This window comes from Paenibacillus borealis (assembly GCF_000758665.1).
GTDB lineage: Bacteria > Bacillota > Bacilli > Paenibacillales > Paenibacillaceae > Paenibacillus_AQ > Paenibacillus_AQ borealis.
This window is the reverse complement of the sequence record NZ_CP009285.1, coordinates 568,372-592,339: the sequence shown is the minus strand read 5'-3', so window position 1 is coordinate 592,339 and position 23,968 is coordinate 568,372. Positions and strand designations below refer to the sequence as shown.

17 protein-coding genes and 2 riboswitches are annotated in these 23,968 nt (G+C 52.0%); of the genes, 1 reads left to right on the top strand and 16 read right to left on the bottom strand.

The genetic code is table 11. From position 1 onward, the window contains the following. Window positions 1-6 precede the first annotated feature (6 nt). The 13 genes from PBOR_RS02550 to PBOR_RS37280 all read right to left on the bottom strand — a co-directional run bounded on the left by PBOR_RS02550 (window position 7) and on the right by PBOR_RS37280 (window position 17,114). On the bottom strand, window positions 7-1,302 hold the full coding sequence (locus tag PBOR_RS02550; RefSeq protein WP_042210290.1) for an aspartate aminotransferase family protein: 1,296 nt from the start codon (window positions 1,300-1,302) through the stop codon (window positions 7-9). A gap of 165 nt (window positions 1,303-1,467) precedes the next feature. Continuing rightward, window positions 1,468-3,393 carry a peptidase U32 family protein gene (locus PBOR_RS02545; protein WP_042210289.1) on the bottom strand — a complete coding sequence of 642 codons (1,926 nt, stop codon included), beginning with the start codon at window positions 3,391-3,393 and terminating at the stop codon, window positions 1,468-1,470. Window positions 3,394-3,414: 21 nt separating this feature from the next. Next, on the bottom strand, window positions 3,415-4,206 hold the full coding sequence (locus PBOR_RS02540; protein ID WP_042218838.1) for an energy-coupling factor transporter transmembrane component T family protein: 792 nt from the start codon (window positions 4,204-4,206) through the stop codon (window positions 3,415-3,417). Beyond that, entirely contained in the window at window positions 4,199-5,101 is a 903-nt protein-coding gene (locus PBOR_RS02535; RefSeq protein ID WP_042210287.1) for an energy-coupling factor transporter ATPase, read from the bottom strand. The genes PBOR_RS02540 and PBOR_RS02535 overlap by 8 nt, the downstream gene beginning before the upstream one ends. Next, window positions 5,077-5,943: an ATP-binding cassette domain-containing protein gene (locus PBOR_RS02530; RefSeq protein WP_052429300.1), complete on the bottom strand. Its 867-nt coding sequence runs from the start codon at window positions 5,941-5,943 to the stop codon at window positions 5,077-5,079. The genes PBOR_RS02535 and PBOR_RS02530 overlap by 25 nt, the downstream gene beginning before the upstream one ends. A 19-nt stretch (window positions 5,944-5,962) precedes the next feature. Then, the gene (locus tag PBOR_RS02525; RefSeq protein WP_042210286.1) at window positions 5,963-6,526 is read right to left on the bottom strand and encodes a Gx transporter family protein; all 564 of its coding nucleotides are present in this window, start codon (window positions 6,524-6,526) and stop codon (window positions 5,963-5,965) included. Beyond that, entirely contained in the window at window positions 6,510-6,899 is a 390-nt protein-coding gene (locus PBOR_RS02520; RefSeq protein ID WP_042210285.1) for a NusG domain II-containing protein, read from the bottom strand. The genes PBOR_RS02525 and PBOR_RS02520 overlap by 17 nt, the downstream gene beginning before the upstream one ends. Window positions 6,900-7,108: 209 nt before the next feature. Next, window positions 7,109-8,644: an HD-GYP domain-containing protein gene (locus tag PBOR_RS02515; RefSeq protein WP_042210284.1), complete on the bottom strand. Its 1,536-nt coding sequence runs from the start codon at window positions 8,642-8,644 to the stop codon at window positions 7,109-7,111. A 542-nt stretch (window positions 8,645-9,186) separates the two neighbouring features. Beyond that, the gene (locus PBOR_RS02510) at window positions 9,187-9,999 is read right to left on the bottom strand and encodes an inositol monophosphatase family protein (protein ID WP_042210283.1); all 813 of its coding nucleotides are present in this window, start codon (window positions 9,997-9,999) and stop codon (window positions 9,187-9,189) included. Window positions 10,000-10,052: 53 nt separating this feature from the next. Beyond that, window positions 10,053-11,018 (bottom strand): alpha/beta hydrolase, encoded by a 966-nt coding sequence (locus tag PBOR_RS02505; RefSeq protein WP_042210281.1) that lies wholly within the window; start codon window positions 11,016-11,018, stop codon window positions 10,053-10,055. 275 nt (window positions 11,019-11,293) lie between these two features. Beyond that, window positions 11,294-13,156: a choice-of-anchor A family protein gene (locus tag PBOR_RS36765; RefSeq protein WP_157763958.1), complete on the bottom strand. Its 1,863-nt coding sequence runs from the start codon at window positions 13,154-13,156 to the stop codon at window positions 11,294-11,296. 80 nt (window positions 13,157-13,236) lie between these two features. Continuing rightward, window positions 13,237-13,326: riboswitch (cyclic di-GMP riboswitch) on the bottom strand. A 502-nt stretch (window positions 13,327-13,828) separates the two neighbouring features. Further along, window positions 13,829-16,933, bottom strand: coding sequence for a choice-of-anchor A family protein (locus tag PBOR_RS37590; protein WP_218918878.1), 3,105 nt, complete (start codon window positions 16,931-16,933; stop codon window positions 13,829-13,831). Then, complete coding sequence (locus PBOR_RS37280; protein ID WP_042210279.1) at window positions 16,863-17,114, bottom strand: collagen-binding domain-containing protein; 252 nt, start codon at window positions 17,112-17,114, stop codon at window positions 16,863-16,865. The genes PBOR_RS37590 and PBOR_RS37280 overlap by 71 nt, the downstream gene beginning before the upstream one ends. An 80-nt stretch (window positions 17,115-17,194) precedes the next feature. Next, window positions 17,195-17,287: riboswitch (cyclic di-GMP riboswitch) on the bottom strand. An 829-nt stretch (window positions 17,288-18,116) separates the two neighbouring features. Here PBOR_RS37280 and PBOR_RS02475 point away from each other — a divergent pair. Continuing rightward, entirely contained in the window at window positions 18,117-18,509 is a 393-nt protein-coding gene (locus PBOR_RS02475) for a YhjD family protein (RefSeq protein ID WP_042210278.1), read from the top strand. A 258-nt stretch (window positions 18,510-18,767) separates the two neighbouring features. Here the strand turns inward: PBOR_RS02475 and PBOR_RS37620 are convergent, their stop codons facing one another. From PBOR_RS37620 to PBOR_RS36005, 3 genes are all read right to left on the bottom strand, one after another. Then, window positions 18,768-18,917, bottom strand: a complete 150-nt coding sequence (locus tag PBOR_RS37620; protein WP_157763957.1) for a hypothetical protein — start codon at window positions 18,915-18,917, stop codon at window positions 18,768-18,770. A 24-nt stretch (window positions 18,918-18,941) separates the two neighbouring features. Continuing rightward, window positions 18,942-19,364, bottom strand: coding sequence for an ASCH domain-containing protein (locus PBOR_RS02470; RefSeq protein WP_042210277.1), 423 nt, complete (start codon window positions 19,362-19,364; stop codon window positions 18,942-18,944). A 133-nt stretch (window positions 19,365-19,497) separates the two neighbouring features. Then, complete coding sequence (locus PBOR_RS36005) at window positions 19,498-23,841, bottom strand: S-layer homology domain-containing protein (RefSeq protein WP_081971885.1); 4,344 nt, start codon at window positions 23,839-23,841, stop codon at window positions 19,498-19,500. Window positions 23,842-23,968: the final 127 nt, after the last annotated feature.

Below are 23,968 nucleotides of genomic sequence, written 5' to 3'. Positions count from 1 at the left end.
CTTTCTTCAATGAATCGCTTGCTTGACCAGGGACAGCACTTCATCCAAGGCAGCAAGCATAGCATCAATATTCTCTGCGGTGACGACCAGCGGCGGCTGGAAGGCGAGAACATTACGGCCTATGCCGTTTTTGCCGATCAGGTAGCCGCGGTCCTTCATCTCTTCAAGTACAAGGTCTGTCCGGTCAGCCGCACCCTCAGCTTCGGAACCGGCAAGCTCGGCACCCAGCATGAATCCGGTCCCCCGCACATCGGTGATCAGCGCAGGATAACGCTCCTGAAGCAGGAGCAGGCCCGCCTTCAAACGTCCGCCCAGCTCAGCCGCACGCTCCGGCAGCCGCTCACTCTGGATATAATCCAGCACAGCCAGTGCTGTAGCGGCGGATACAGGGTTGCCCCCGAACGTCGAGGCTGATGGCTTGTTCAGTGAAGCTGCAATCTCATCTGTAGTTGAAAAGGCAGCGACAGGTACTCCGTTGCCCAGTGCCTTAGCCATACTGATGATGTCCGGAACTACGCCGAAATGCTCCATAGCAAACATAGCTCCCGTACGGCCATAGCCGGTCTGAATCTCATCGTCGATCAGCAAGATACCATTCTGCTCCAGCAGCGCCTTCACCTCACGGAAATACGACAGGGCAGGCATAATCATGCCGCCATTTCCCTGAATCGGTTCGACGATCATGGCGGCGATGGTGTCGCCTTTCTCCGCGAGAACACGCTTCAGGCTCTGAATCGACCGCGCAGCAGCGTCTTCCAGCGTCATCTCCGGATGGTACGGACGCTCAATGAACGTCACGTCTTCATCCAGGTAAGCGTCTGTCCGCCACATTTGCAGGCCGGTCACGCTCATGGTAAGGTTGGTCCGGCCATGCAGGCCGGCTTCCAGGGCAATGAAGCCTTTTCGTCCGGTATGCATCCGGGCCAGCAGCAGCGCCCCTTCATTTGCTTCCGAGCCGCTGTTAACGAAGAATGTCCGGCGTAGTGTGCCCGGCAGCAGACCTTCCAGACGCTCGGCTAAATCTACATTTGGCTGGGTCAGATAGACGGTCGAGGTATGCTGCAGCTGCTGCAGCTGCGCTATCGTGCGGGAAGTAATCGCCGGATTGCAGTGGCCGCAGGCGACCACCGATACCCCGGCGAAGAAATCCGTATATTCTTTGCCGTTCTCATCGTACACGTACTGCATGCTTCCGCGTACCAGTTGCGGTGCATCCCGGTAAAAATGTGCGGTGCACGGGTAGAAATACTGCTTTCTTTTGGCGGCTACCGCATCTCTTCCAATGATATTGCTCTGTTCCATGAAGGTTCCCTCGCTTTCAGCTGCTGATAATCCAAGATGATGGCTAAGATGTTGAATTGATATGAAATATAATTCAGCTCATTAGTTTGTGAAAATAATAACTTATGAATGCGCCACTTACCGTTATTATACTCGCCACAGCGTTATTTTAAAATTGAATTATTATTAATTGAATTGCAGTGAGCCCAGTGTGTAGCCCGCGTATACCGGCTTCAGTCCGCCCAGCAGATCATTGTCCGGCTTCGCCCCATTCATCGCAGCCTGATAGGCCGCAATAATCGTGCGCAGTTCATCCGTGCTATAAGTAGCCCCTTCAATCCGGAAGCTCGTTATCCCAAGTCCGTTCATCTCATCCAGCATCGGCAGATAACATAATTCTTTGGCAAACAGCAGGTGGCAGCGGCCGTATTGGTCGCGGTAGACCGGGTTCTCACCTTTGTCGGTTTTGAGCACCAGCACATCATTGCTGACAAACTGGTTGTCTTCCTCACCAATCGGCTCCATCACTTCCGTATTCTCGAACAGATCATGCTCCATATACATCAGCGCCGGCGTTCCGTGAACCACAACTTCCAGAGGCAGATCACTGCGGGAGATGAAGGAGGCAAAGTGCTCCAATGTCATTTCCGGTGAAACTGTAAGCTTCGTAAGTCCGAGTCCGGTATACAGTCCGGCAGACAGATGGTTGTAAACATTCAAGTTGGCGTCACCAATCATCGGGTAACCGGTCCCGCGGTATCGGCGGATTGCTCCGAGGTTCGTAATCATTAAGCCGTCAATCGGCAGCTTCTCCCCGTTCAACAAGTGGTCATATTGATCAAAATGCAGCTCCGTCATCATCCGCGGCATTCCGAGATACAGCTTGGTCCGGCCTTTGATGGCTCCTAGATCCTTAATATCCTGCTTCGTGAACGGACGGTCCGGTTCAAACACATCTCCCGGCAGATACAAGCTCTCTACACCCATCTCCAGCACGAGGCGCGCCTGTTCCATATTGTTCACCCGCACAGCCAGCTCCGGCTTCGTCTGCTTACTGCGTTTGTCTTCGGCCATCCGTTCGCGCAGCTGCATTACCCGTGCTTCGGACAGCTCACGCTCTGCAGTCGGCGTACTGAATACTTTGCCCGTGCTGTAGAACTTGCCTGTACCTTCATAGCGGCGGTTAATATTCGTAAGTCCCGGTTTGCCAAAAGCGTATGCGGTGGAAAAATCACGTTTGCGGTTCTTGTACAGCTCTTTGGAATCTGCCGTGCGGTCAAAGCCCAGCGGATCATCGATATAGCGGTCAATCGCATCGCCATAGCTGTTGGCCAGACTCACCATAAATTCCTGGTCGCGCATGCGGCCTTCGATTTTGAAGGACGTAATGCCGGATTCAATCAGCTCCGGAAGATGCTCGTACATGAACATATCCTTCACGGCCAGCGGGTACTCCGCAGGGAAGACATAGCCGTCGCGCTTAATCCGGTAATCCCAGCGGCAAGGCTTCATGCATTTGCCCCGGTTGCTGCTCATCCCGAACACCTGGGAACTGAAATAGCAGTTCGCTCCATGCACGGAACACATATCGCCATGGATGAAGTATTCCAGCTCCACACCGCTTCTGTTTCCCAGCAGCTTCGCTGTCTGCAGATCCATCTCACGCGAGGTAACGACCCGGCTGACGCCAAGCTCCTTCAATGCGTGAATCATCTCCAGATTATGCACATTCATCATGACCGAAGCGTGAACCGGAACGGTAAGCTCCATCTCGCGGATCAGCTCCAGCACAGCCATATCCTGCACGATCAGCGCATCCGGACGGGCTCCGTCAAGAAACCGCAGGTACTCTCTGGCTTCTTCCACATCTTCTTCGCTGAACAGATTATTTACAGTGACGTATACTTTTTTATCCAGCTTGTGGGCGATCGACACGGCTTCAATAATTTCCTCATGACTTAAGTTATAGCCCTTGCGCATCATTCTCATATTCAGCACCGGACCGCCGAAATACACCGCATCACACTTCGATTCAATCACTGCCTTGAAGATTTCAAACGTTCCTGCTGGTGCCAATAATTCAATCTCTTTACCATTAAAATAACGTGCCATTCTTGTTTCCTCCTAAACTTCCTACAATAATACTACTGCAATACCTAAGACAACGAACATAGCAACAAACAGCGTATCAGCGGCGCCCCACCTGAGGCGGTGATACCGGCTGCGCGGCGCATCCATGCGAAAGCCCCGGGCTTCCATGGAATACACCAGGTCCTGGGCACGGCGGAAGGCACTGGCGATGACCGGAACCAGCAGGGAGACAAGCATCCGCGCCTTCTCCTTCAAGGGCAGCTCCTTCAGATCGGCGCCGCGCGAGGCCTGCGCCTTCAGAATAATCTGCGCCTCATCGAGAATCGTCGGGATAAAGCGCAGCGCGATGCTGATCATCAGGGTAATCCGGTCCGGTGACAGGCCGAGCTTCTTGAACGGAGCAAGCACACCTTCAAGGCCCTGGTTCAGCTTGCCGGGTGTTGTCGTAAAGGTCAGCAGTGCCGTGAAGGTCAGCAGGAACAGCATGCGGATGACCGAGAATGCACCCAGCCGCAGGCCTCCCTCATGCAGCGAGAAAGAGCCCAGCGACCACAGGACATCCCCTTCCTTCACGGACAGGGCCTGCACAATGAAGATGAATAACATCAGATAACGCAAAGGCTTCGCAGCCTTAATGAAATATTTAAGCGGGATGCGGGTGGTTGCCATAACAATGATGGAGAACACAGTTATGAGCCCGATCGCCATCCACGAATTCGACAGCAGGATAATCACTACGTAGAGCAGCATGCCCGTAATTTTGGACCGGGCATCCAGCTTATGGACCCAGGAGCCCGTATCAATGCTGCGGCCCAGCAGCAGACGCTCATTCATGGCCATTCCCCATTTCTTCCGTCCCGGAGGCAATCTTGCGCTCTGCGAGCAAGGAGGCGATCCGTTCCGCGAGAGCCTCCGCCGTAAGGAGCGGCTTCTCGCCGGTCAGGCCGAAGCGCTGGGAGGCGGCCTGCCAGTACCGGAGCGACTGCGGAACCGTCAGTCCGCAGCGCTCCAGAATCGCCGGATCAGCGGCCAGCTCCTGGCCGCTGCCCTGGAAGGCGAGCCCGCCGTCCTTAAGCAGGGCCCAGCTGTCGGCATACGGCAGCAGCTCATCCATCCGGTGCGTCACGATGATGATCGTCCGGCCCTGCTCGCGGCACAGCCGCTCCAGCAGCGCGATCAGCTCAGCGCGGCTTACCGGGTCCAGCGTGGCTGTCGGCTCATCCAGCACGACAATATCCGGGTCCATCGCCAGCACCGAGGCGATGGCCGCTTTGCGCATCTGCCCGCCGCTCAGGCGGAACGGATTGCGCTCCAGCAGGGCAAGGTCCAGGCCCATGTCCGTCATCGCTTTGCGTGCCCGCTCCTTGGCCTCCTCCAGACTCATGCCGAAGTTAAGCGGCCCGAAGCAGAGATCCTTCTCCACCGTATCCTCGAACATCTGCTGCTCCGGGAATTGAAAGACCAGTCCAACCCGCCGGCGCAGCGGCAGCAGCTTCGGCGACTTCTCTCCTGCAGTAATTGTCACATCAAGCACCTGCACCGTGCCTTCTGTCGGTTTGAGAATCCCGTTGAACAGCTGGAGCAGTGTGGACTTGCCGGAGCCCGTTGCCCCGGCAATCCCGGTCAGCGACCCCTGTGCAATATTCAGATTAATCCCATGCAGCGCCGTCTGCTTCCACATACTGCGGTCAGCATACGTGTAGCTTACTTGCTGTAGTTGTATGGCCATAGTGTGTCTATAAGCTCCTTTTCGCTGGCGGGTACATCCACCGTAATTCCCCGGCTCTGCAGTTCACGGGCAAGACGCCAAGAGTAGGGTTCCCGCAAATGGTATTTCTCCAGCAGCTCTTCATTACGGAACAGCTCCGCAGGCGGCACATCCGCCGCAATGCTTCCGCCATGCAGAGCAAGGACACGGTCGGAGGCCAGTATCTCATCCGCATCATGCGTGATGACCAGAATGGTGTATGTCCCTTCTGCCTGCATGTCCCGCAGAATACCCATAAGCTCGTCGCGGCTGCCTTCGTCCAACATAGAAGAGGCCTCGTCGAGGATGACGATGCCTGGCTTCATGGCAAGAATCGAAGCAAGCGCGACACGCTGCTTCTGTCCGCCCGACAGCTCTCCGGGATGCTTGGACAGCAGATGATCAATGCCCAGCTTCACGGTATAGAGATCAAGCCGCTGCTTCATCTCTTCGTAGGGCAGACACAGGCCTTCGAGGCCGAAAAGGATATCTTCCTCTACCGTCTGCCCGATGAACTGGTTATCCGGATTCTGAAATACCATCCCGATGCAATGCCGGATGGCCCCGATTGTCTCTTCCTGCAGCGTATGACCGCAGACAGAGATCTCCCCGGCACTCTTCGGCAACAAGGCATTCAAAAGCTTAACGAGCGTAGACTTCCCGCAGCCGTTAGGTCCGACAATGCTTACCCATTGGCCCTGCGGAATAGACACGTTAATATCATGGAGAATCGGATGCTCCGGATCATATCCGAAGGAGACCCCTGCAAGCGTAATAACGGCCGGTTCCTCACCAGCCTCTGTATCTTTGTACGATTGATTCATGTTAGTCATCCTTCCGCTGCTAGTGGCCCGGTCCGTTCAGGAACTCTTCAAACAAGGATATTTTGGACAGAGAGGCTACGACATACCGGACGGCAAAGCCGACAGCAATCCCCGTTACGATCCCGGTAATCAGCAGAATCGGCAAGTAGTAGAAAATACTCGTTGAATTGAAAACAAACGACGCCGCAAGCAACTGGCCGGTATTATGAGCTAGTCCCCCTGCAATACTGATTCCGATCACACTGAACTTCTTGCCGCCGAGCTTCACGAGCGCGAACATGACTATAAAGCTGAACAGCGAGCCGAACAGGCTGAAGAGCAGACTGGATAGTGTGCCGAGCAGAAATGCGGTCAGCAGCGTCTTCAGAATGACCAGCACGAACACATCTCGTCCACGCAAAAAGTAAATACAGGTCAAAATCATAATATTGGCGAAACCCAGCTTGGCCCCGGGCATCAGCCCCATTCCTGCAAGCGGAATCTGAGCCTCGACAATACTCAGCACTACGGCTACGGCAGCGAAGATCGCAATAATGACCGTCCGTTTCAGCGCTGTAGCTGATTCACTACTGGACATAGGCATCTACTTCATCCTCCCCCGACGCACTTGCAATTTCAACTAATACCCGGTGCGGAAGGCATACTATGGTCTGCTTCGGCAGAGTGATAAATCCAAAGCCGAGGCATACCTGATCGGGACAATCCGCATCGTACATCTCAATCCCATAATCATGCACCTTCAAAATGTTATAGCCGCGTTCTGTACGGATATCAATGGTTTGCTCTTCTTTGGTAAGCGTGACTGTTTTGAACAGCTTGCCGTCTACCGTTATATTGGCCGTAAGTTCCTTGCCGGGCCCACCTTTATCAGCATCGTTTGACAGCCATCTCGGCACGAGAAAAGCGAGCGCAGCAATCAGAACGATAGAAATCAGCAGCACATCTGCGCGTTTCATAGAAATCTCCCTTATTTTTTAATTAAAATCCAGACTTAATAATTATAACGGTCCGCCCTCAATCCTTCAATGAATGTAGTCGTTAATTGTCGCATTTCAATGGCAGTTCACAAAATAGGCACGCAAAGCAGAAGCGGAACCCTCCATAAACTGGATGGCATCCGCTTCAGCAAGAAATATAAGGATAACTGGTTTAACACCGCACATCCTTATCCTGTTTTGATTGGATAACCTGTCTGAAGAGGTTCCGGCTTCCGTCCAAAGTACGCCAGAAATAGTCCGGCAAATTCCGGGTCCCATTGAGTGCCCCTTCCCTGCTCCAGAATAGCCAGCGCCCGGTCGTGATCCATCCCTTTGCGGTAAGGACGGTTAGAGGTCATAGCATCATAGGCATCCGCCACAGCGATAATCCGGCCATGTAAAGGAATATCCGTACCGGCAAGACCGTCCGGATATCCTTTACCGTCATAGCGCTCATGATGGGAACGGACGCCTCCCAGATAGGGTGCCATTTTTTCTACCGGTTCAATCTGCCGCAAAATATTCTCTCCTAACACAGGATGGCTCTTAATCTGGTCGAACTCCTCATCCGTAAGGGCTTCTTCCTTGAACAGGATGCTGTCCCTCACCCCAATCTTGCCAATATCATGCAGCAGGGCCGTCTTGCGTAAATCATCCAGCTGCTGCCCGGTGAGTCCGGCCAGCTGGCCGATAATGACCGAGTATTCCGCGACACGCAGTGAATGCCCTGCGGTGTAAGGATCACGGGCATCCAGCGCCACGGCCAGTGTAGTGAAGTAGCTGTCAAGCAGCTGCCTGCTCTGTTGTTCCCGGGTCTGCAGCCCCCGCACCATCATATTAAATCCTGCGACAAGCTTGGAGAATTCATCGGAGTACTCATCCTGTACCTGGATCAGATTGCCGTCCCTTACATGGTTCATCGCCTGATACAGCTCATTAATAGGATGCTGCACACTGTTCGTCAGAAGCCAGGCCGCTATCGATGAGAAAAGGGTTCCGATCAGCAGCACCATACTCGCCCACGCCCAGTAGCTTTGAAGTCCGACCACTCCTACAGGACCTCCATTACCATGCAGACGGATTTGCGTAGCCATGATAAACAGAAATAGCGGAAATGTGCCGATTAGCATACAGCTTACCAGAAATTTGGGACGGATCGGCACAAATACATGGCCTTCCAAAGAGAAATCAATACCATACTGCTCCAGCGCCCGGTTTCTGAATTCTTTGATCAGCGGAATAATGGCCGTACAGGTCAGGAAAAATTCAATTAGCGCATGCATGCATGCCACAAGAATGGCTCCGCACACAGCCAGGATCAGATAGAAATACGGAACCGTAATCCAGCCATTGTAAATCATCCAGAATGTCATCAGGCAGGCCGGCAGGGAGAGGCCCAGAAGATGCGGCCCCATAATCCGCTGAACGGCACGCCTCGGCATCTGATGTGTATGCAGATACGCTTCTTCCAGCATTGGCAATGTCAGGTTTTCTTCATACAGTGCTGTGCGGATCGGTCTGATCTGATTGAGAAAAACACCAATCTCCATGACCGCCATGATAATAAATGACAGCCCGAGCACAAGCAAGAGCCGGAAATATTCTATGCTGCTTATCTCCAGAGATGATAGCAGAATCAGACTTCCTACTGCCAGCACCGCTACTACTGAGCCGAATATATAATTCCGGATCTGATTTTTAATGAATATTCTGTATAGTCTCATCTGTCCATCATTCCCGTCCCGGCCTCAGCCCAATATCCGCTTGCATTCCTATATGACACATGTTATAATAATAGAATATTTGTTTTCGAGTATGTTTATCCCCATCAAGAAGATGTCAGGCCGATAAATCACTTGTCTCTATTATCGGCAGTTTGGACACTAAATCTTACGTTTTCTTGCAGTACTCTTCCTTTTTATGAGATTAAATTCGAACATAGCATTCCGATTCGCACTGGCGCGGCCACGGAGCCGCAAGGACAAAAGAGAGGTAGGGCTTTTGTCGTATTGGAAGGATTTCTCTCGCCACACGGCTGCTGGAAATAAACAAGGAACAACGACACCCGTTTCGCTAACAAACGGCGGGGGATTCATATACCGATAAGACATGGCTGTGCTGCTTCCCTGACGCAGGGAAAGGCCCCATGTGTGGAACATAATAAGCGCCCGATACCCGCTGTTTGCGGATATCGGGCGCGTCTACGTTCCGGGGACTTTTTCAGACTGAATCACACGTACAACAATGTTGAAGGACACTGAGCCTTTTATTCTGATTCCTTCCGCAATAATGTCAAGAGATCCCCGAAGATTCCAGGTGTCGTGAATACGACCTCTTCACCATAAAGTTCAGCAGGAATGTCATCTGGCACCCCTTGTACATTGCAACTCAATGCGCCCGCCTCCCGTGCAATCAAGCCTGCGGCGGCTACGTCCCACGGTGAAAGACTTTCCGTATGCGCATCTAATTTTCCGGACGCCACATAACAAATGTCTACTGTTGGCGCAGCAAAACGCCTAATGTCACGGCAGTTTCTTCTGAGCCGGTTCACTCTTTCGATTGCCGGCTGCACTTTGGCCGGATCATGAGGAAAACCTGTGCCAATGACAGCATCTAATAGTGAAGTACATGTACGAGTTCGTAAACGCTCACCATTGCAATAGGAGCCTCTCCCTTTAATCCCAACATAAGTACAGTTCAAATCTGGCGCATATACTGCTCCTGCCAGGACTACGCCATCAAGGGCAAAAGCCAATGAAAGGCCGTAATGCGGTAGGTTCCGGGCAAAATTAACCGTTCCATCTAAGGGATCAATCACCCAAACCGGACCGTCAAACTTGAAATCATCCCAGTTATGTACTCCATTTTCTTCCGAAAGAATTCGATGACCTTGAAATTTACCTATTATGGCTTCTTGAATGATTCTTTCCGATAGTAAATCAGCAGATGTCACAAGTTCACCATCATCCTTGAAATTCACTTCAATTTGTTCCCGACTGCGCAATCCGGAAATTGTGTCACCTGCTTTTGTTACAGCCTGTTCTGCAAACAACGCTAATTCTCGAAGGTCAAAATTCATTCCGTTCCCATTCCTCCTTACAGTGCGTAATCTTATTGAGCATTTCTGCCAGTCTAATACTTTATTTCCTCTGAACAGCTGTGTATATATCGTTCCACGAATTCGCCTACAGTGCGAACATATTCCTTTTTATCCGTATCATAGGCAAGACCATGCCCCGCTCCATGCACCACCAGCTTCTCCTTCGGACTCTTGCAGGCACTATACAGCTCATCCATCATAGCAAAAGGTACAAACTTATCCGCATCTCCGTGAATAAATAAAATCGGCACCCGGGCTTTGCGCACCTGCTTCAGCGCTGAAGCTTCGCCGAAATAATAACCGGCCTTCATCCGGGTTACCAGGCTGGCACTCTGCACAAAGGGGAAGCTTGGCAGATGATACATCCGCCACAGCTGGTAGGACAGCTGTGCTTTGACCGAAGTATATCCGCAATCAGCAACAATGGATTTGACCTGCGGAGGAAGCTCTTCTCCAGCCGTCATCAGTACCGTCGCTCCGCCCATAGATACGCCATGCAGTACAATTTGCGCTTCCGGCCCAGTCTCCTTCAGAACGAACCCGATCCATTGCAGATAATCACGGCGCTCCGGCCAACCGAAGCCAATGTAGTCCCCTTCGCTCTTCCCGTGGCCTCTGGCGTCGGGCAGCAGCACATTATATCCTAGGTTGTCATAATAGTTTTTGGCGGTTGCCCCCATATCCTTAGCTTTGCCGGAATAACCGTGGGCAATGATTACGGTACGGCCCGCAGCACGCTCTGAAGCCAGATAGTAGCCTCTCAGCTTCAGGCCATCTTCCGAGACCAGCTCCACTTCCCGGAAGTTCTGCCGCGCCACCCACTCCGCACCTTCCCCCCACGAAGCTCCGGCTACCGGCGGGTCCACCTTCAAATCCGGTGTCTTGCCAAGGAATTCCTTGGGAGCCCGCTTAATAGCCACTCCATAGAAATAGAATCCGGCATACGCCACAATCCCGGCAACAACAGCCAGTATTACTAGCAGGTATATACTCCACATAATCGTTCCCCCTCTCAGTAAGCAACCCTCCCTTTAAGGGAATGTGAATTTTTGCTTATGAATAATTTGAGCCTAGTATAGCACGGTATCCGTTCAACTAAAAACACTGCCGGGAGTCCGGCATTACCTTCTTCACCCAAGTGGTAAGCTACAGATAGAATACGCCACCCGTATACAAAAAGGCTGCTTCCTGGAGAATATCTCTCCGGCAGCAGCCTTCGTCCAAAAACAGCGGCTTAATCACTTTTTACCCTGATGTTCTTCGTTTAAGTGAATCATTTTCGCTTGTTCGCCCTGGCCGTTCTTCTAAGAAGCAGGCCCAGACCGGCAAGGGCGATACCGGTAATATAGTACGGTGCAGGACTTGATTCACCCGTCTGCGGCAGGGTTTGCTCTGCAGTCACACTGCCGAGAGGAATCTCGTCATCGATAATGATTTCTTCAGGCGACGGTCCCGCCGCTGGTGCAGGTGCTGGTGTAGGCTCCGCTACAACCGGCTGTGGCGCTGTTGGCAGCACCGTCACAACAGGTGATGCCGCCGGCCCCAGAGGAACAGGGTCATCATTGATAGTAGTATCAGTCACAATAGTCCCAATCACTACCGGAGCAGTTGATGTCGGAAACACGAAGCTTGGAACAAATACGCTCGTGCTGGTTGCCGTTGGTGCTGCGGTCGGCACTGTTGTTGGTGTCGCCGTTGGTGCTGTTGTCGGCGTTGCCGTTGGTGCCGCTGTCGGCGTTGCCGTCGGCGCTGTTGTCGGCGTTGCCGTTGGTGTCGCTGTTGTCGGCGTTGCCGTTGGTGCTGCTGTCGGCGTTGCCGTCGGCGCTGTTGTCGGCGTTGCCGTCGGCGCTGGTGTTGGTGTTGCCGTTGCTGTTGGTGTTGGTGTTGCTTCTGGTGTCGGTACCGCTGTCGGTGTCGCCGTTGGCGTTGTTGTCGGTGTTGCCGCCGCTGTCGGCGTTGTTGTTGGCGTTGCTGTTGCTGTTGGTGTTGCTGTTGCTTCTGGTGTCGGTACCGCTGTCGGTGTCGCCGTTGGAGCTATTGTCGGCGTTGCCGTTGGCGTTGTTGTCGGTGTTGCCGTTGCTTCTGGTGTCGGTGTTGCCGTTGCTTCTGGTGTCGGTGTTGCTGTTGATTCCGGCGTCGGTGTTGCTGTTGGCGTCGGCGTCACTGCCGGCGTTGCTGTTGATTCCGGCGTCGGTGTCGCTGTTGGCGTCGGCGTCACTGCCGGCGTTGCTGTTGATTCCGGCGGATCTTGCCCTTTATAAGGAACATGGTGAGATTCTCCTGTTCCTGAGAGCGAAGCTCCGATCAAATTTCCGTTGATTTGACCATTATTGAATTGAATGGAGGCATATGGAGCCAGTATAGAACCCATAACTCCGATACTCTCAATTTGAAGATGGGTTGCCTGACTGAAGTTATATAGCACTTTGCTATTCATAGAGTTGTCCTTATTATCACTGCCATTAATTCTAATGCCCATATTTTTCATCGTAACTGAAGTGCCCGATACATTTACTACAGCCGTCGAACCGCTGGGAATCTCGATTCTCAGCCCATTAGCACTAGACAGCTTACTGCCATTGACAACAAATACGTTAACATCTGAATTTGTACCTACGAGAATCAGACTGCCATAATCGTCAGTTGTAGTACTATTTGTAGGAAGCCCTGCAAGCTGCTGCGATTTATCACGGAGCAAGCCGAATTCGGCTGTGAAGTCTATGGCGTTCGCTATCAGCTGTAAGGTTCCTGTACCATTACGGGGGCCGCCGCTACCGCTGTATTTCCCGCCGTACACCGCGTCTCCGACAGTTTCTCCACGTTCATAGTAAAGATCGCCCCCGGCAACAAGAGAATAAGCCTCCTGCGTTTCCTGAGAGCTTAGTTTGTGCCCCACCGAGTAACCCTCACTTAGTTTCACATTTCCGCCTGCGGCTAATCTGCCTTCAATATCGCTTCTGTAGGCATCGACACTTCCCAATATGAACACATTATACTTGGACGCATTGCCCGGCAGAGAAGCCCCCTCGGCTCTAACTGAAATGCTCCCCAGTGAAATGATTCCGCCGCCTCCAACAATCAGAACTGTTATAAGTCCGAACACCATAAGACGCTTGAATTTAGTTAATTGGAACATACAGACTCACCTCACAGTTAATATAGATATAGGCCACGTTTATAACAAAAAAAGACCGCCGGAAAGAGGGATACTCTCTTTACGGCAGTCGGACGATCGTTGCGCTTCATCGCGCTTTAGACTCCTGGACTTTGCGTCCCGTTCTTTCGAACGGTTTGCGTTTATACGTCAGTGAACTATTAGATTGTGAAATTATGTACTAAATCAAACTTCCATACTAAAGTCTATGACATTAGTTACTTTAGAACTAATTTTAGTTTATCCGCTATCTAGGCTTATTGTCAACGAAATCCTTTGAAACATTTGGCAATAGATTATATCTACCGATCCGCTCCAAAGTACTGTTACAAAAGGTTTTTTCAATAGAAAGCTTAGTCTTTCCGCCCAAAACCCTAATCCCTATACTCCCTCGGATTCGACTTTATAGTATTTTTGAAACTATGTAAAAAGAACTAATTTTCATATTGTAAATTTAAACTTAAATAATAACTCTGACAGCCGTAAAATCGCAACTCCGTTTCCCTTAGCACATTCGCTTTCACGAGAAATATAGAAATAAATATATATTGTTATAAAAAAGGCTGCTTCGGGAGAACGTCTTCTCCCAAAGCAGCCTTTTCCCGATTCAGCGGTGCTACCAACAATCTTTCATAAAGATCTTACGGATTGCATTTATTTACGTTTATCTGTTCTGGATCTTCTACTAAGGAATATCCCCAATCCTGCAAGAGCTATACCAACCAAATAATAAGGAGCCGGACTTGATTCACCAGTCTTCGGCAGCGTAGCATCCGCAGGCACATTGCCTAACGGAATATTTTCATCAATGATGGTCACAACCGGCGTCGGGCTTGGTGTTACTGATGGTGTTGGGGTTAGGCTTGGTTTCACCACTAACGGCTGAGGTGTTGCTGTTGCCACAGGGCCCAAAGGCAGCGGATCATCAATGATTATTGTATCGGGATTTACGATATAACCGATTATTGGAGTCGGCGTCGGCACTACATTAATAAAGACAGGCGGTGCAGACGATGGCACTGGTGCCGGTGGTGATGTCGGTGCTGGTGTTGGTGTCGGAGTAGGCGTTGGCTCTACCGTCGGTGTCGGTGTTGGTGTTGGCTCTACCGTCGGCGTTGGTGTCGGTGTCGGCTCTACCGTTGGCGTTGGTGTTGGTGTCGGCTCTACCGTCGGCGTTGGTGTTGGTGTCGGCTCTACCGTTGGCGTTGGTGTTGGTGTTGGTGTCGGCTCTACCGTTGGCGTTGGTGTTGGTGTTGGTGTCGGCTCTACCGTTGGCGTTGGCGTTGGTGTTGGTGTTGGTGTTGGTTCGGCCGTTGGCGTTGGTGTTGGTTCAGCTGTTGGCGTTGGTGTTGGTTCAGCTGTTGGCGTTGGTGTTGGTTCTACCGTTGGCGTTGGTGTTGGTTCGGCCGTTGGCGTTGGTGTCGGTGCTACTGTTGGCGTTGGTGTTGGTTCGGCCGTCGGCGTTGGTGTTGGTGTCGGTTCGGCCGTCGGTGTTGGTGTCGGTGCTGCTGTTGGCGTTGGTGTTGGTTCGGCCGTTGGCGTTGGTGTCGGTGCTGCTGTTGGCGTTGGTGTTGGCTCGGCCGTTGGCGTTGGTGTTGGCTCGGCCGTTGGTGCCGGCGTTGGTGTTGGTGTCGGTTCGGCCGTCGGTGTTGGTGTCGGTGCTGCTGTTGGCGTTGGTGTTGGCTCGGCCGTCGGCGTCGGTGTCGGTGCTGCTGTTGGCGTCGGTGTTGGCTCTGCCGTTGGCGTTGGTGTTGGCTCTGCCGTTGGCGTTGGTGTCGGTGCTGCTGTTGGCGTTGGTGTTGGCTCGACCGTCGGCGTTGGCGTTGGTGCTGCTGTTGGCGTTGGTGTTGGCTCGACCGTCGGCGTTGGCGTTGGTGCTGCCGTTGGTGTTGGTGTTGGCTCTACCGTTGGCGTTGGTGTCGGTTCTGCCGTTGGTGTCGGCGTTGGTTCGGCCGTTGGCGTTGGTGTTGGTGCGGCCGTTGGTGTTGGTGTCGGTGCTGCTGTTGGCGTTGGTGTTGGTTCGGCCGTTGGCGTTGGTGTTGGCTCTGCCGTTGGCGTTGGTGTCGGTGCTGCTGTTGGCGTTGGTGTTGGCTCGACCGTCGGCGTTGGCGTTGGTGCTGCCGTTGGTGTTGGTGTTGGCTCTACCGTTGGCGTTGGTGTCGGTTCTGCCGTTGGTGTCGGTGTTGGCTCGGCCGTCGGCGTTGGTGTTGGTGCGGCTGTTGGTGTTGGTGTCGGTTCGGCCGTCGGCGTTGGTGTCGGTTCAGCCGTTGGCGTTGGTGTCGGCTCTGCCGTTGGTGTTGGTGTTGGTGCGGCCGTTGGTGTCGGCGTCGGCGTTGGTGCGGCCGTTGGTGTCGGTGTCGGTTCAGCCGTTGGCGTTGGTGTCGGTTCTGCCGTTGGTGTCGGCGTTGGTTCGGCCGTTGGCGTTGGTGTTGGTGCTGCCGTCGGTGTCGGCGTTGGTGCTGCCGTTGGTGTCGGTGTCGGTTCAGCCGTTGGTGTCGGCGTTGGCTTCACTGTCGGCGTTGGCTTCACTGTTGGTGTCGGCTTCACTGTTGGCGTTGGCTTCACTGTTGGTGTCGGCTTCACTGTTGGTGTCGGCTTCACTGTTGGTGTCGGCTTCACTGTTGGTGTCGGCTTCACTGTTGGTGTTGGTGTTGGAGTGCACTTAGGTGTCGGCGTCGGCTTCACTGTCGGTGTTGGCTTTACCGTTGGCGTTGGCTTCACTGTCGGTGTCGGCTTTACCGTTGGCGTTGGCTTCACTGTCGGTGTCGGCGCCGGTGTTGCGGTAGGTTTTACCGTTGGTGTTGGTTTCACTGTTGGTGTCGGCTTCACTGTTGGTGTTGGCGTTGGAGTGCATTTAGGTGTTGGCGTTGGTTTTACCGTCGGTGTTGGTTTTACCGTTGGCGTTGGCTTCACGGTCGGTGTCGGCGCTGGTGTTGCGGTCGGCTTCACCGTTGGTGTCGGACTCGGTGTTGGTGTTGGCGTTGTGGCTGGTGTCGGGCTTGGTGTTGGTGTTGCGCTTGGTGTCGGCGACGGGCTCGGTGTTGGTGTTGCGGTCGGCGTCGGACTTGGTGGCGGCCCATCTCCCTGGTACGTTCCAAGGTGCATTTCTACCCCGCCGCTAAAAGACTTGGCAATCAGAGTTCCATAAAGCTCTGCTCCGGAATAATTGACATCTGCTTTAGGCGCCAGTATCGTCCCCAAAAAGGTTGTATATGCAATATTTACCTTGGTTGCTTCGTAGAAATTGAACAGCACTTGACTCGCTTTCCCGTTATTCATTGCAAAACTCGGCACATTGACCGTAGCTCCACTTATGTTAATAATCAACGTGGCATTCTGGGCAATATTAAATTGAATATTATTTGTACTCGCCAGCGTTGAAGCATCCAGATGAACTACATTGAAAGAATCCGGCGCACTTATTGTAAGTGTTCCATAATTATTATTACCAATCTCTTTCGTATCGGACAATGCCCCGTATTCTGCGGAACGAGAGATCAGATACTGTTTCTCAGCCGGGAAATCAATCGTGCTTCCCTGCTTCTTCGCGCCTATAATGTTCACACTAGGCTCATTGGCTTCAAGGCTGTCCCCATACACAACGTTGCCGTAGATTTCTCCGCTGCCCGAATGTTTAAATTTCTTGCCGGCAACGAGTACATCTGTGGCTGGAGAGTTCCTGTATGCCCTAGCTACCCCGTAACCTCCAGAGAGAGTAATATCCCCCCCCCGCTGCAAGACGGCCTTCAATCTGATCATTGCCTTGCGTAAAATCGTCGAAGATAAAAGCATTAAAATTCCCGGCAATCCCTAAGACCGGCGTTGGAGTGTAAGGTACACCAGATGTTGCCCTTACCTCCGTCCCCCAAGTGAAGACGCTGCTTACGGTCAGCACGCCCGCCAGAATGAAAGCGGCCGTTTTACGCACTCTTTTTCCCAATAGTCCACACCTCCTATTTACTATTCTATGAATCCGCCGCAGAACTATAACAAAAAAAGACCGCCACGAAGGGTTAGCTTCACGGCGGCCGGACGACCATAGCCCGGACTTAAGGGGCATCAGATTCCTGACTTTGCGTCCCGCTCTTTCGAAACGGTTTGCGTTTGTACATGATAGATATGAAATTGGAAAAGCTTATGTAATGCCACACTTAAATCTGTGATATTTGTTACTTTAGAACTAAGCTTAGTTTAGATGCCAGCTGGCATATTGTCAATATATTTCCATTTCACTTCACCGATATTTTTTCGAGGAAAAAATTAAAAAAAACCTTTATATATAAGGGTTTTTAATATTGACAAATATACCTCACTGCCGAAACAGGTCGAGATTCCCGGCAATTTGTCGCAGTAAATTTTCCTGTTTCCAGAAATATTATCTCGCAATTTTAACTATTAAAATTTAGTATATTAGTCCTACTATTATTCCTTATACCGCTTCTTATCCGCACCTGAAGAAACGGGCGCCATCCCCCTTAAGGACAACACCCGTTTTCCGCTCATACCGGAGAGCACTTTTATAGTAATGGCTCTATGATATTCATATATTTTCACAAAAACTGGCGCCTAAGCAAACCCTGGCAGCAGTCTTCAATCGACATTTCTAGGGAGTTTGCATAGATGGCTGAAAAATCTGCACACGGAGGAATCCATTTTTTTAGAGCAGCTGCATCCAGCCAATCATTGATACCCAGAGCGGAACGCTAAGGACCAAACCGAATACCAGACCGCGGCGGAGACTTCCTTCATGACTCATTGCCATTCTCCTTTTGTACTGATTTATTTTTAATCTTTATTATTTCAATTTTAATATAAAATAATTTTTCCTATTTTATTGTGAATTATGTCACATTAATAGTCCTTATTTATAAATACCATTGATTTTTTTTTGAACTTCGAGTTAAAATACGAATATACGTTCCCGTAAGAGGAGATGAGATTGATGCACAGAGCAGAGAGCCAGGACAATCTGCTGGTGAAATCCTACATTTTGCTGCCGCTCATTTTATCTGCTTTTGAACGCGATGCTTCCATTATATCCTCAGAGCTGCGCACACCCGCTCCTTACCTGGAGGTTCTCCGGACAGCAGCGGATGCAGCCACAGCCGACCTGCGGGATGTCCGTACCGGGATGAGAGCCCGTGGTCTGACGGTCTATGAGCAGCAGAAGCTGGAAGTTGGCGTCGAGGCTAAATATGTCTGCAGGGGTTACCATGAACGGATGCTGCTGCTGGATGATGTCATTGCCGCCCAAGCTGCCATCCGCATGCGGAGATATCTGGGACTCGACATTCCCGATCCCCACAGCCTTAAGGGGGGGTACAGAATCAAATAAAAAAGAGGCCCGCCAGGATTGGCAGGACCTCAGGGTACCATATTACACCGGGGGATGTTTGGTAACCCCAATATACATCCCCTACCTGAAAATAAGCTGATACCCAGATAAAAATTACATTAAAATCGTCCAATACCCCAGCGTGCCAAAAATAACCACTACAGCTACCGGGTACAAAATCCTCCGGCTCACTTGATCCTTAAAGGCAATAAACAAACAAAGCATACAAAGCCATGCGATAAGAAGGCTGCCCATCCCTTATGCATACGCCCCTTCCCGGCGGTTCGGATTGGCCCCTGCGGCAACTGCCGCACAGAGCAAACTTTCCATATATAAAAAGATTACCCGCAGGCGGTCCCTTTCATTCCCGCTAACAGCGAGTCCGCACAAATAATTATTGGCGTTCACCCTTATAATCCTGCTCCAGCAGGCTCACTGCTCCCCTTCAAGAACGGGATACTCCCAGAAGCCTAGACGTCCCTTGGCGGGTATAGGATGAGCCAGCGGAACAACCTCCTCCAGCTTCCAGGCAAACCGGCCTTCAGCATAATCGCCGAAGACATGTTCATTCCCGCCCGGCCAGCCCTGCTGCGCCTGCTCCACCGTAACCCCGCAGCAATCAGCCAGGCGGCTGGTCGCGATGATCATCCCGGATGGCAGATTGTCGGCAGTGAAGCCGTAGCGGGCAAGCACCGATTGATAGGGCTCTGTTCCGCATATGGCCTTATCCACCCGCATACCGGCATGAATGGCCAAATCCCCCCGGTAAGCCGTCTGCCATGAACGGGTTTCGAACTGCTTTTCCCCCAGCGCAATTAAAGTTGCCCAAGGCTGGCGAATCGTCAGACATTTCATGCTTGCCCTGCCTCCTCAGATACCTAAACAAAAAGCGCAGCCCCCCATATCAAGGAAGCCGCGCTGCATATCATTTCTTGGGATAATACTCATTATAAAGTTCTGTACCTGTTTGTAAAGCTCACCTCTTCGTTTAGTTCACCTGATTCTCCAGAAGATTAACTATTAGGGTCACTGCTTCAGCCCGCGTTGCAATCTGGTTAGGGGCAAACCGGTTCTGCCCGATGCCGCTGATCAGATCTTTCTCTACAGCTGCGGCAATATAAGGGGCTGCCCACTTAGGAATGTCACCGGCATCTGCAAAGTTCAGTTTGGCCTGCAGATCTACTGTTACTCCCAGTGATCTCACGATCATTACTGTTAACTCTGAGCGGGTCAGCTTCTGCTCAGGACGGAAGGTACCGTCAGCATAACCGCTGACAATTCCCGCTGCTGCAGCCTGTGCCGCATAAGCTCTGGCCCAAGCGGGAATATCATTCATATCCTTGAAGGCTCCGGCGCCGCTGTCCGGAAGCTTCAGCGCGCGGACGAGCATCGTGATGAATTCAGCCCGGTTCACTTCCCGGTTCGGGCGGAAGGTATTATCCGCATATCCGTTGACGAAGCCGGCCGCAACCGCTTTTTGAATAGCCGATGCTGCCCAGTGGCTGCCTACATCAGACAATACCGGATTGGCCGATGGACTGCTTCCGCTTCCTGCCGGTGCAGCCGATGGTGCAGCAGTGGCTGCCGGTACAGGCGCCGGTGTAGCAGAAGGCGTTGGCGTTGGTGTCGGCGTTGCTACGGTACCAGTCGACCCTCCAGGTGCAGGAGCCGAAGTCGGTGCCGATGTTGGCGCAGGTGTCGGTGTAGAAGGCGCTGGTGTCGACAGATCCGGCGTTGGTGTCGGTTCAACCGGTTCCGGCGTTTCTCCTCCGGTCTCCTCCTGCTTAAGGATACCGAACTGTTCAATAATGTAAGGCTCAGCATTATTCTTGTTCTGGTCAATTTCATAGGACACTGCAGTCAGCTTGTCACCGTCGACCGTAATGCCTACGAAGTTCTGGATCTGGCCGCGTTTCGGACGCGAGCTGTCGCCCGGGTCCGGTCCGTACGGTGCAGCATGATTCTCGTCAGCCACTTCAAAGAGGTTGTAATAGGCCTCGCCCAGTTCAGCTTTCTTGTTCTTGTAATATACCTTCGCTCCGGCTGTGGCTGGAATCAGATAGATGGAGCCATCCGGATTCACAGTGTATTCCACCGTTGCCCCATTCAGGGATTCGGTGATTATGTCGGTGGCTGCGGCAGTTCCGTCTGCCTGGATAGGCTTCGTGCGGGCATAGATATGATCATGCCCCTGCAGTACAAAGTCGATGCCCAGCTCCGCCATAAGCGGCGCGATCTTCGATCTCACTCCGTTTGCGCCAATGATATCCTTGTCGGTAGCGTGATTGGAGGTTGTATAAGGCCCTTTATGAATATTGACAATAATCCAGCGCGCTCCGGCCTGCTTAGCCGCCTGCACATCTGCCTTGAGCCATTCCACCTGATCTGTACTGAAATTCGCATAGGCTTCGGAATCTTCATTGCTGTTCAGCACCACAAAATGGGCATTGCTGAAATTATAGGAATAATAAGCTCCGGTCTCCGTTGCCGAGCCTGGCGCCTCCTGGATATCAAAATGCTCATAGAACGCATTGGCTTCATCTTCATGATTGCCGGCAGAAGGAACTATTGTGGTGTTGAGCAAACTGTCCTGAGAATGGCCCAGCAGCCAGTCCCACTGAGTTTCGTTAGTTCCCGTGTCCACAATGTCTCCGTTATGAACCACAAATTGTGCCTCAGGCACCGCCGCCAGAGCCTTAGCAAGAGTCTGTGAGGACAGAATCGCTTCATCCTCAGTCTTCGCCTGTGTATCCGCCAGGTCAACGAATGTGAACGCGCCAGACTCAGGCGCTGTACGGAAGGTTCCTGCCGTGCTCCAGATTCCCAGCGACATGTCGCCCACACGGAAATAATAAGCGGTGTCCGCCTTCAGCCCCGTTGCCTCTGCCTTGTGCACCAGTTCTCCTGCGGCATTAGTGGAGACTGCAGAACGGCCGCTGAATGTACCGGCTCCGGTAAAGTCCGGTGCAGCCTGCGTTTTTTCCACTACCTGCAAGTCACTGTTCTTCGCGCTCAGCGGTGTATACCAAGTGAATCCCTTGGAACTGCGCGGATCCCCATAATAGGTAACAGTCACTTTGCTCACCGCAGGCTGGCCGGCCGTCACTGCCGCGGAATAATTCCGGCCGCTTACTGCCTTAATCATGAACTGGTAGTCCAGCGCAGGATCCGGATTATCGACTGTATAGCTGTAAGCCGTTTTTCCCGGCTCCGTTGAGACCAGCGTAGTCCAATTGGCTCCAAGGAGATCATTGTTCTCATAAATACGGTAGCCGTTCACCGGCAGCCCCGTATCCGGCGCCTCCCAGGTCAACGTCAGCTTGCCGTCAGCGCCAGTAACCATTTGTGCATTCTGAACGGAAGGAACGGTCACGTCCGACTTATGAATGCTGTACTTGTCGTAGAGGTCCGTTGTTCCTCCGGTTGTCGTTGTATATGCCTTGTAGCTTAATTCGTTCGCGGAAACGGTGAACCCGGTGAACATTTCCTTGCCGGGCTGCTCGTATTTAGCTGCGAACGGGAAGGTACCTGAAGCTACGTTGTATTTCTTGTTGCCCGCAGCATTGGTAATCAGATAGAGCGTCCCGTCAGGATCTGTAACTGTGCCGTTTGAATCCGGAACAATATTCGTCAAAGGCACATTATTCAGCATTTGATAACTTCGGGTGTACGTATGATCATGTCCGCCAATGACCATGTCGATGCCCAGCTCATCGAAGACCTTCGTCAATTGGGCACGGTAGAACAGCACATCGGTATCTTTGGTATGGTTAGCTACCGAATATGGAGATTTATGCAGCAGCACAATCTTCCATTTCTTATCTGACTTGGCTACCTCACTGCGCAGCCATTCCACTTGTTTATTATAGATTTCATTGTTTTCCGCGCTGGAGCTTGTTCCGTAATACTCTGTGTTCAGAACCATAAAATGCGCCGGGCCGTAATCAAGTGAATACACCGAGCCATCCGGTTTAGCGCCTGTCTTAGAAACATCCGGAAGATTGAAATGTCCGGTATAATTGCTGTAGCTCTTGCTCTCATGATTGCCGACCAAAGGAACCAGCGGAATATTCTGCAGAATATCCTTCGGCTTCTCGAAGAACCAGCCCCATTGCTCCTCCAAATCTCCGTTATCGACCAGATCTCCTGAATTCAGAATAAATTCCACATCCGGAAATTCACTTAACCCTTCCTGCAGAGTGTGGTTCCAGATGTCGAAATCCGCTTCAGTGGTACCCTGGGAATCAGTAGTGTACAGGAACTGGAATTGTGCGTTCTCCGCAGCTTCCGTTGTGAAGGTTCCAACATCACTCCAGTTGCCGTCTTGTCCATCGCCAGCCCGGTAGGCATATTTCGTGCCCGGCCGGAGGTTCTCCGCAATTACTTTATGGCTGGAGATCACTGAGGCGTTCCCGGCAGACTTATCTGCCTTGGACTGGTAGACGTTCGCAGTTGACGATGTACCTTCGAAGGTAAGCAGACCCTCCGCCGGGAACCCGCCTCCCTGCAATTTGGCAGCCTCCACCACCTCAAGCTTAGTGCCTGTTACCGCCTCCGGAGCATACCAGGCAAACCCCATGCTGGTCTGCGGATCCCCGTTAAAGGTCAGTGCGACGGATTCCGGCTTGCCTTCACCGGGAAGCACAGGTCCAGCCGCAGGATAGGCGGTCAGGCTCATATCCCAGTACAGGTCCGAGCTGGTTGCATTGGCTTGATGAACCTCTGCCGCAAGTTCATTGTCCCCGTCCTTCAGGTTCGCCTTCACAATATCTGTCAGATTAACCTTGGAGACATTGGGGTCACTGTTGGAGTAAGTGCTCCCGGTTAAATAATTTACCGCTCCGGCAGGCATGCCTTCACGATAAATTTCCGCACCATTTAAGTACAGGACGACGCCGTCATCAAACGCGATCGTCCCTTCGATTTTATCAAAACCGCTTAATTGCTCTATATCCACATTGACATTCGTGCGAAAATACGAAGTCCGGTATTTATCCGATTTATTGCTGCCATAACTAATATTGGTCTTCAGACCGCCAAATACGGCAGTACTCACTCCGCTGCCATTATCCTTGTAACCCAAGGGGGCCTGTCCCGTGTTCCAGCTGGAGTCGTCATAGACGGCCTGCCACACCGTGCCTTGATCCTGTCCGTCATCAACATACTTCCAGTTTGAATTACCTTCCAGCAATGTAATAGGCTGATCTGCTTGACTCTGAAGCGCACCCTCGTTGACATTCTCCGCCAGAGCAGTCAATCCATTGGTCCCGAGTCCCAATACCATGATCAGGATCAGCGCCATTGAAAGTGACTTGGTGATAAATTTCCTCAATTCATTGCCTCCTTATTCGTAATACTTATTATTTGCATACCGGTTCATTCTAACTGCATAATGTTTTCAGAATGTTCACAAATGAGCAGTCTTACGTAAACTCCTCTCTTGCTACCTAACAACATGA

Excerpts from the sequence above, each read along its gene's own strand:
- PBOR_RS02515 (WP_042210284.1), bottom strand. The coding sequence starts at position 8,644 with ATGAGACTATACAGAATATTCATTAAAAATCAGATCCGGAATTATATA.
- PBOR_RS02525 (WP_042210286.1), bottom strand. The coding sequence starts at position 6,526 with ATGCCTATGTCCAGTAGTGAATCAGCTACAGCGCTGAAACGGACGGTC.
- PBOR_RS02510 (WP_042210283.1), bottom strand. The coding sequence starts at position 9,999 with ATGAATTTTGACCTTCGAGAATTAGCGTTGTTTGCAGAACAGGCTGTA.
- PBOR_RS02505 (WP_042210281.1), bottom strand. The coding sequence starts at position 11,018 with ATGTGGAGTATATACCTGCTAGTAATACTGGCTGTTGTTGCCGGGATT.
- PBOR_RS02530 (WP_052429300.1), bottom strand. The coding sequence starts at position 5,943 with ATGAATCAATCGTACAAAGATACAGAGGCTGGTGAGGAACCGGCCGTT.
- PBOR_RS37590 (WP_218918878.1), bottom strand. The coding sequence starts at position 16,933 with ATGATCAGATTGAAGGCCGTCTTGCAGCGGGGGGGGGATATTACTCTC.
- PBOR_RS02540 (WP_042218838.1), bottom strand. The coding sequence starts at position 4,206 with ATGAATGAGCGTCTGCTGCTGGGCCGCAGCATTGATACGGGCTCCTGG.
- PBOR_RS02535 (WP_042210287.1), bottom strand. The coding sequence starts at position 5,101 with ATGGCCATACAACTACAGCAAGTAAGCTACACGTATGCTGACCGCAGT.
- PBOR_RS36765 (WP_157763958.1), bottom strand. The coding sequence starts at position 13,156 with ATGTTCCAATTAACTAAATTCAAGCGTCTTATGGTGTTCGGACTTATA.
- PBOR_RS02475 (WP_042210278.1), top strand. The coding sequence starts at position 18,117 with ATGCACAGAGCAGAGAGCCAGGACAATCTGCTGGTGAAATCCTACATT.
- PBOR_RS02470 (WP_042210277.1), bottom strand. The coding sequence starts at position 19,364 with ATGAAATGTCTGACGATTCGCCAGCCTTGGGCAACTTTAATTGCGCTG.
- PBOR_RS02550 (WP_042210290.1), bottom strand. The coding sequence starts at position 1,302 with ATGGAACAGAGCAATATCATTGGAAGAGATGCGGTAGCCGCCAAAAGA.
- PBOR_RS02520 (WP_042210285.1), bottom strand. The coding sequence starts at position 6,899 with ATGAAACGCGCAGATGTGCTGCTGATTTCTATCGTTCTGATTGCTGCG.
- PBOR_RS02545 (WP_042210289.1), bottom strand. The coding sequence starts at position 3,393 with ATGGCACGTTATTTTAATGGTAAAGAGATTGAATTATTGGCACCAGCA.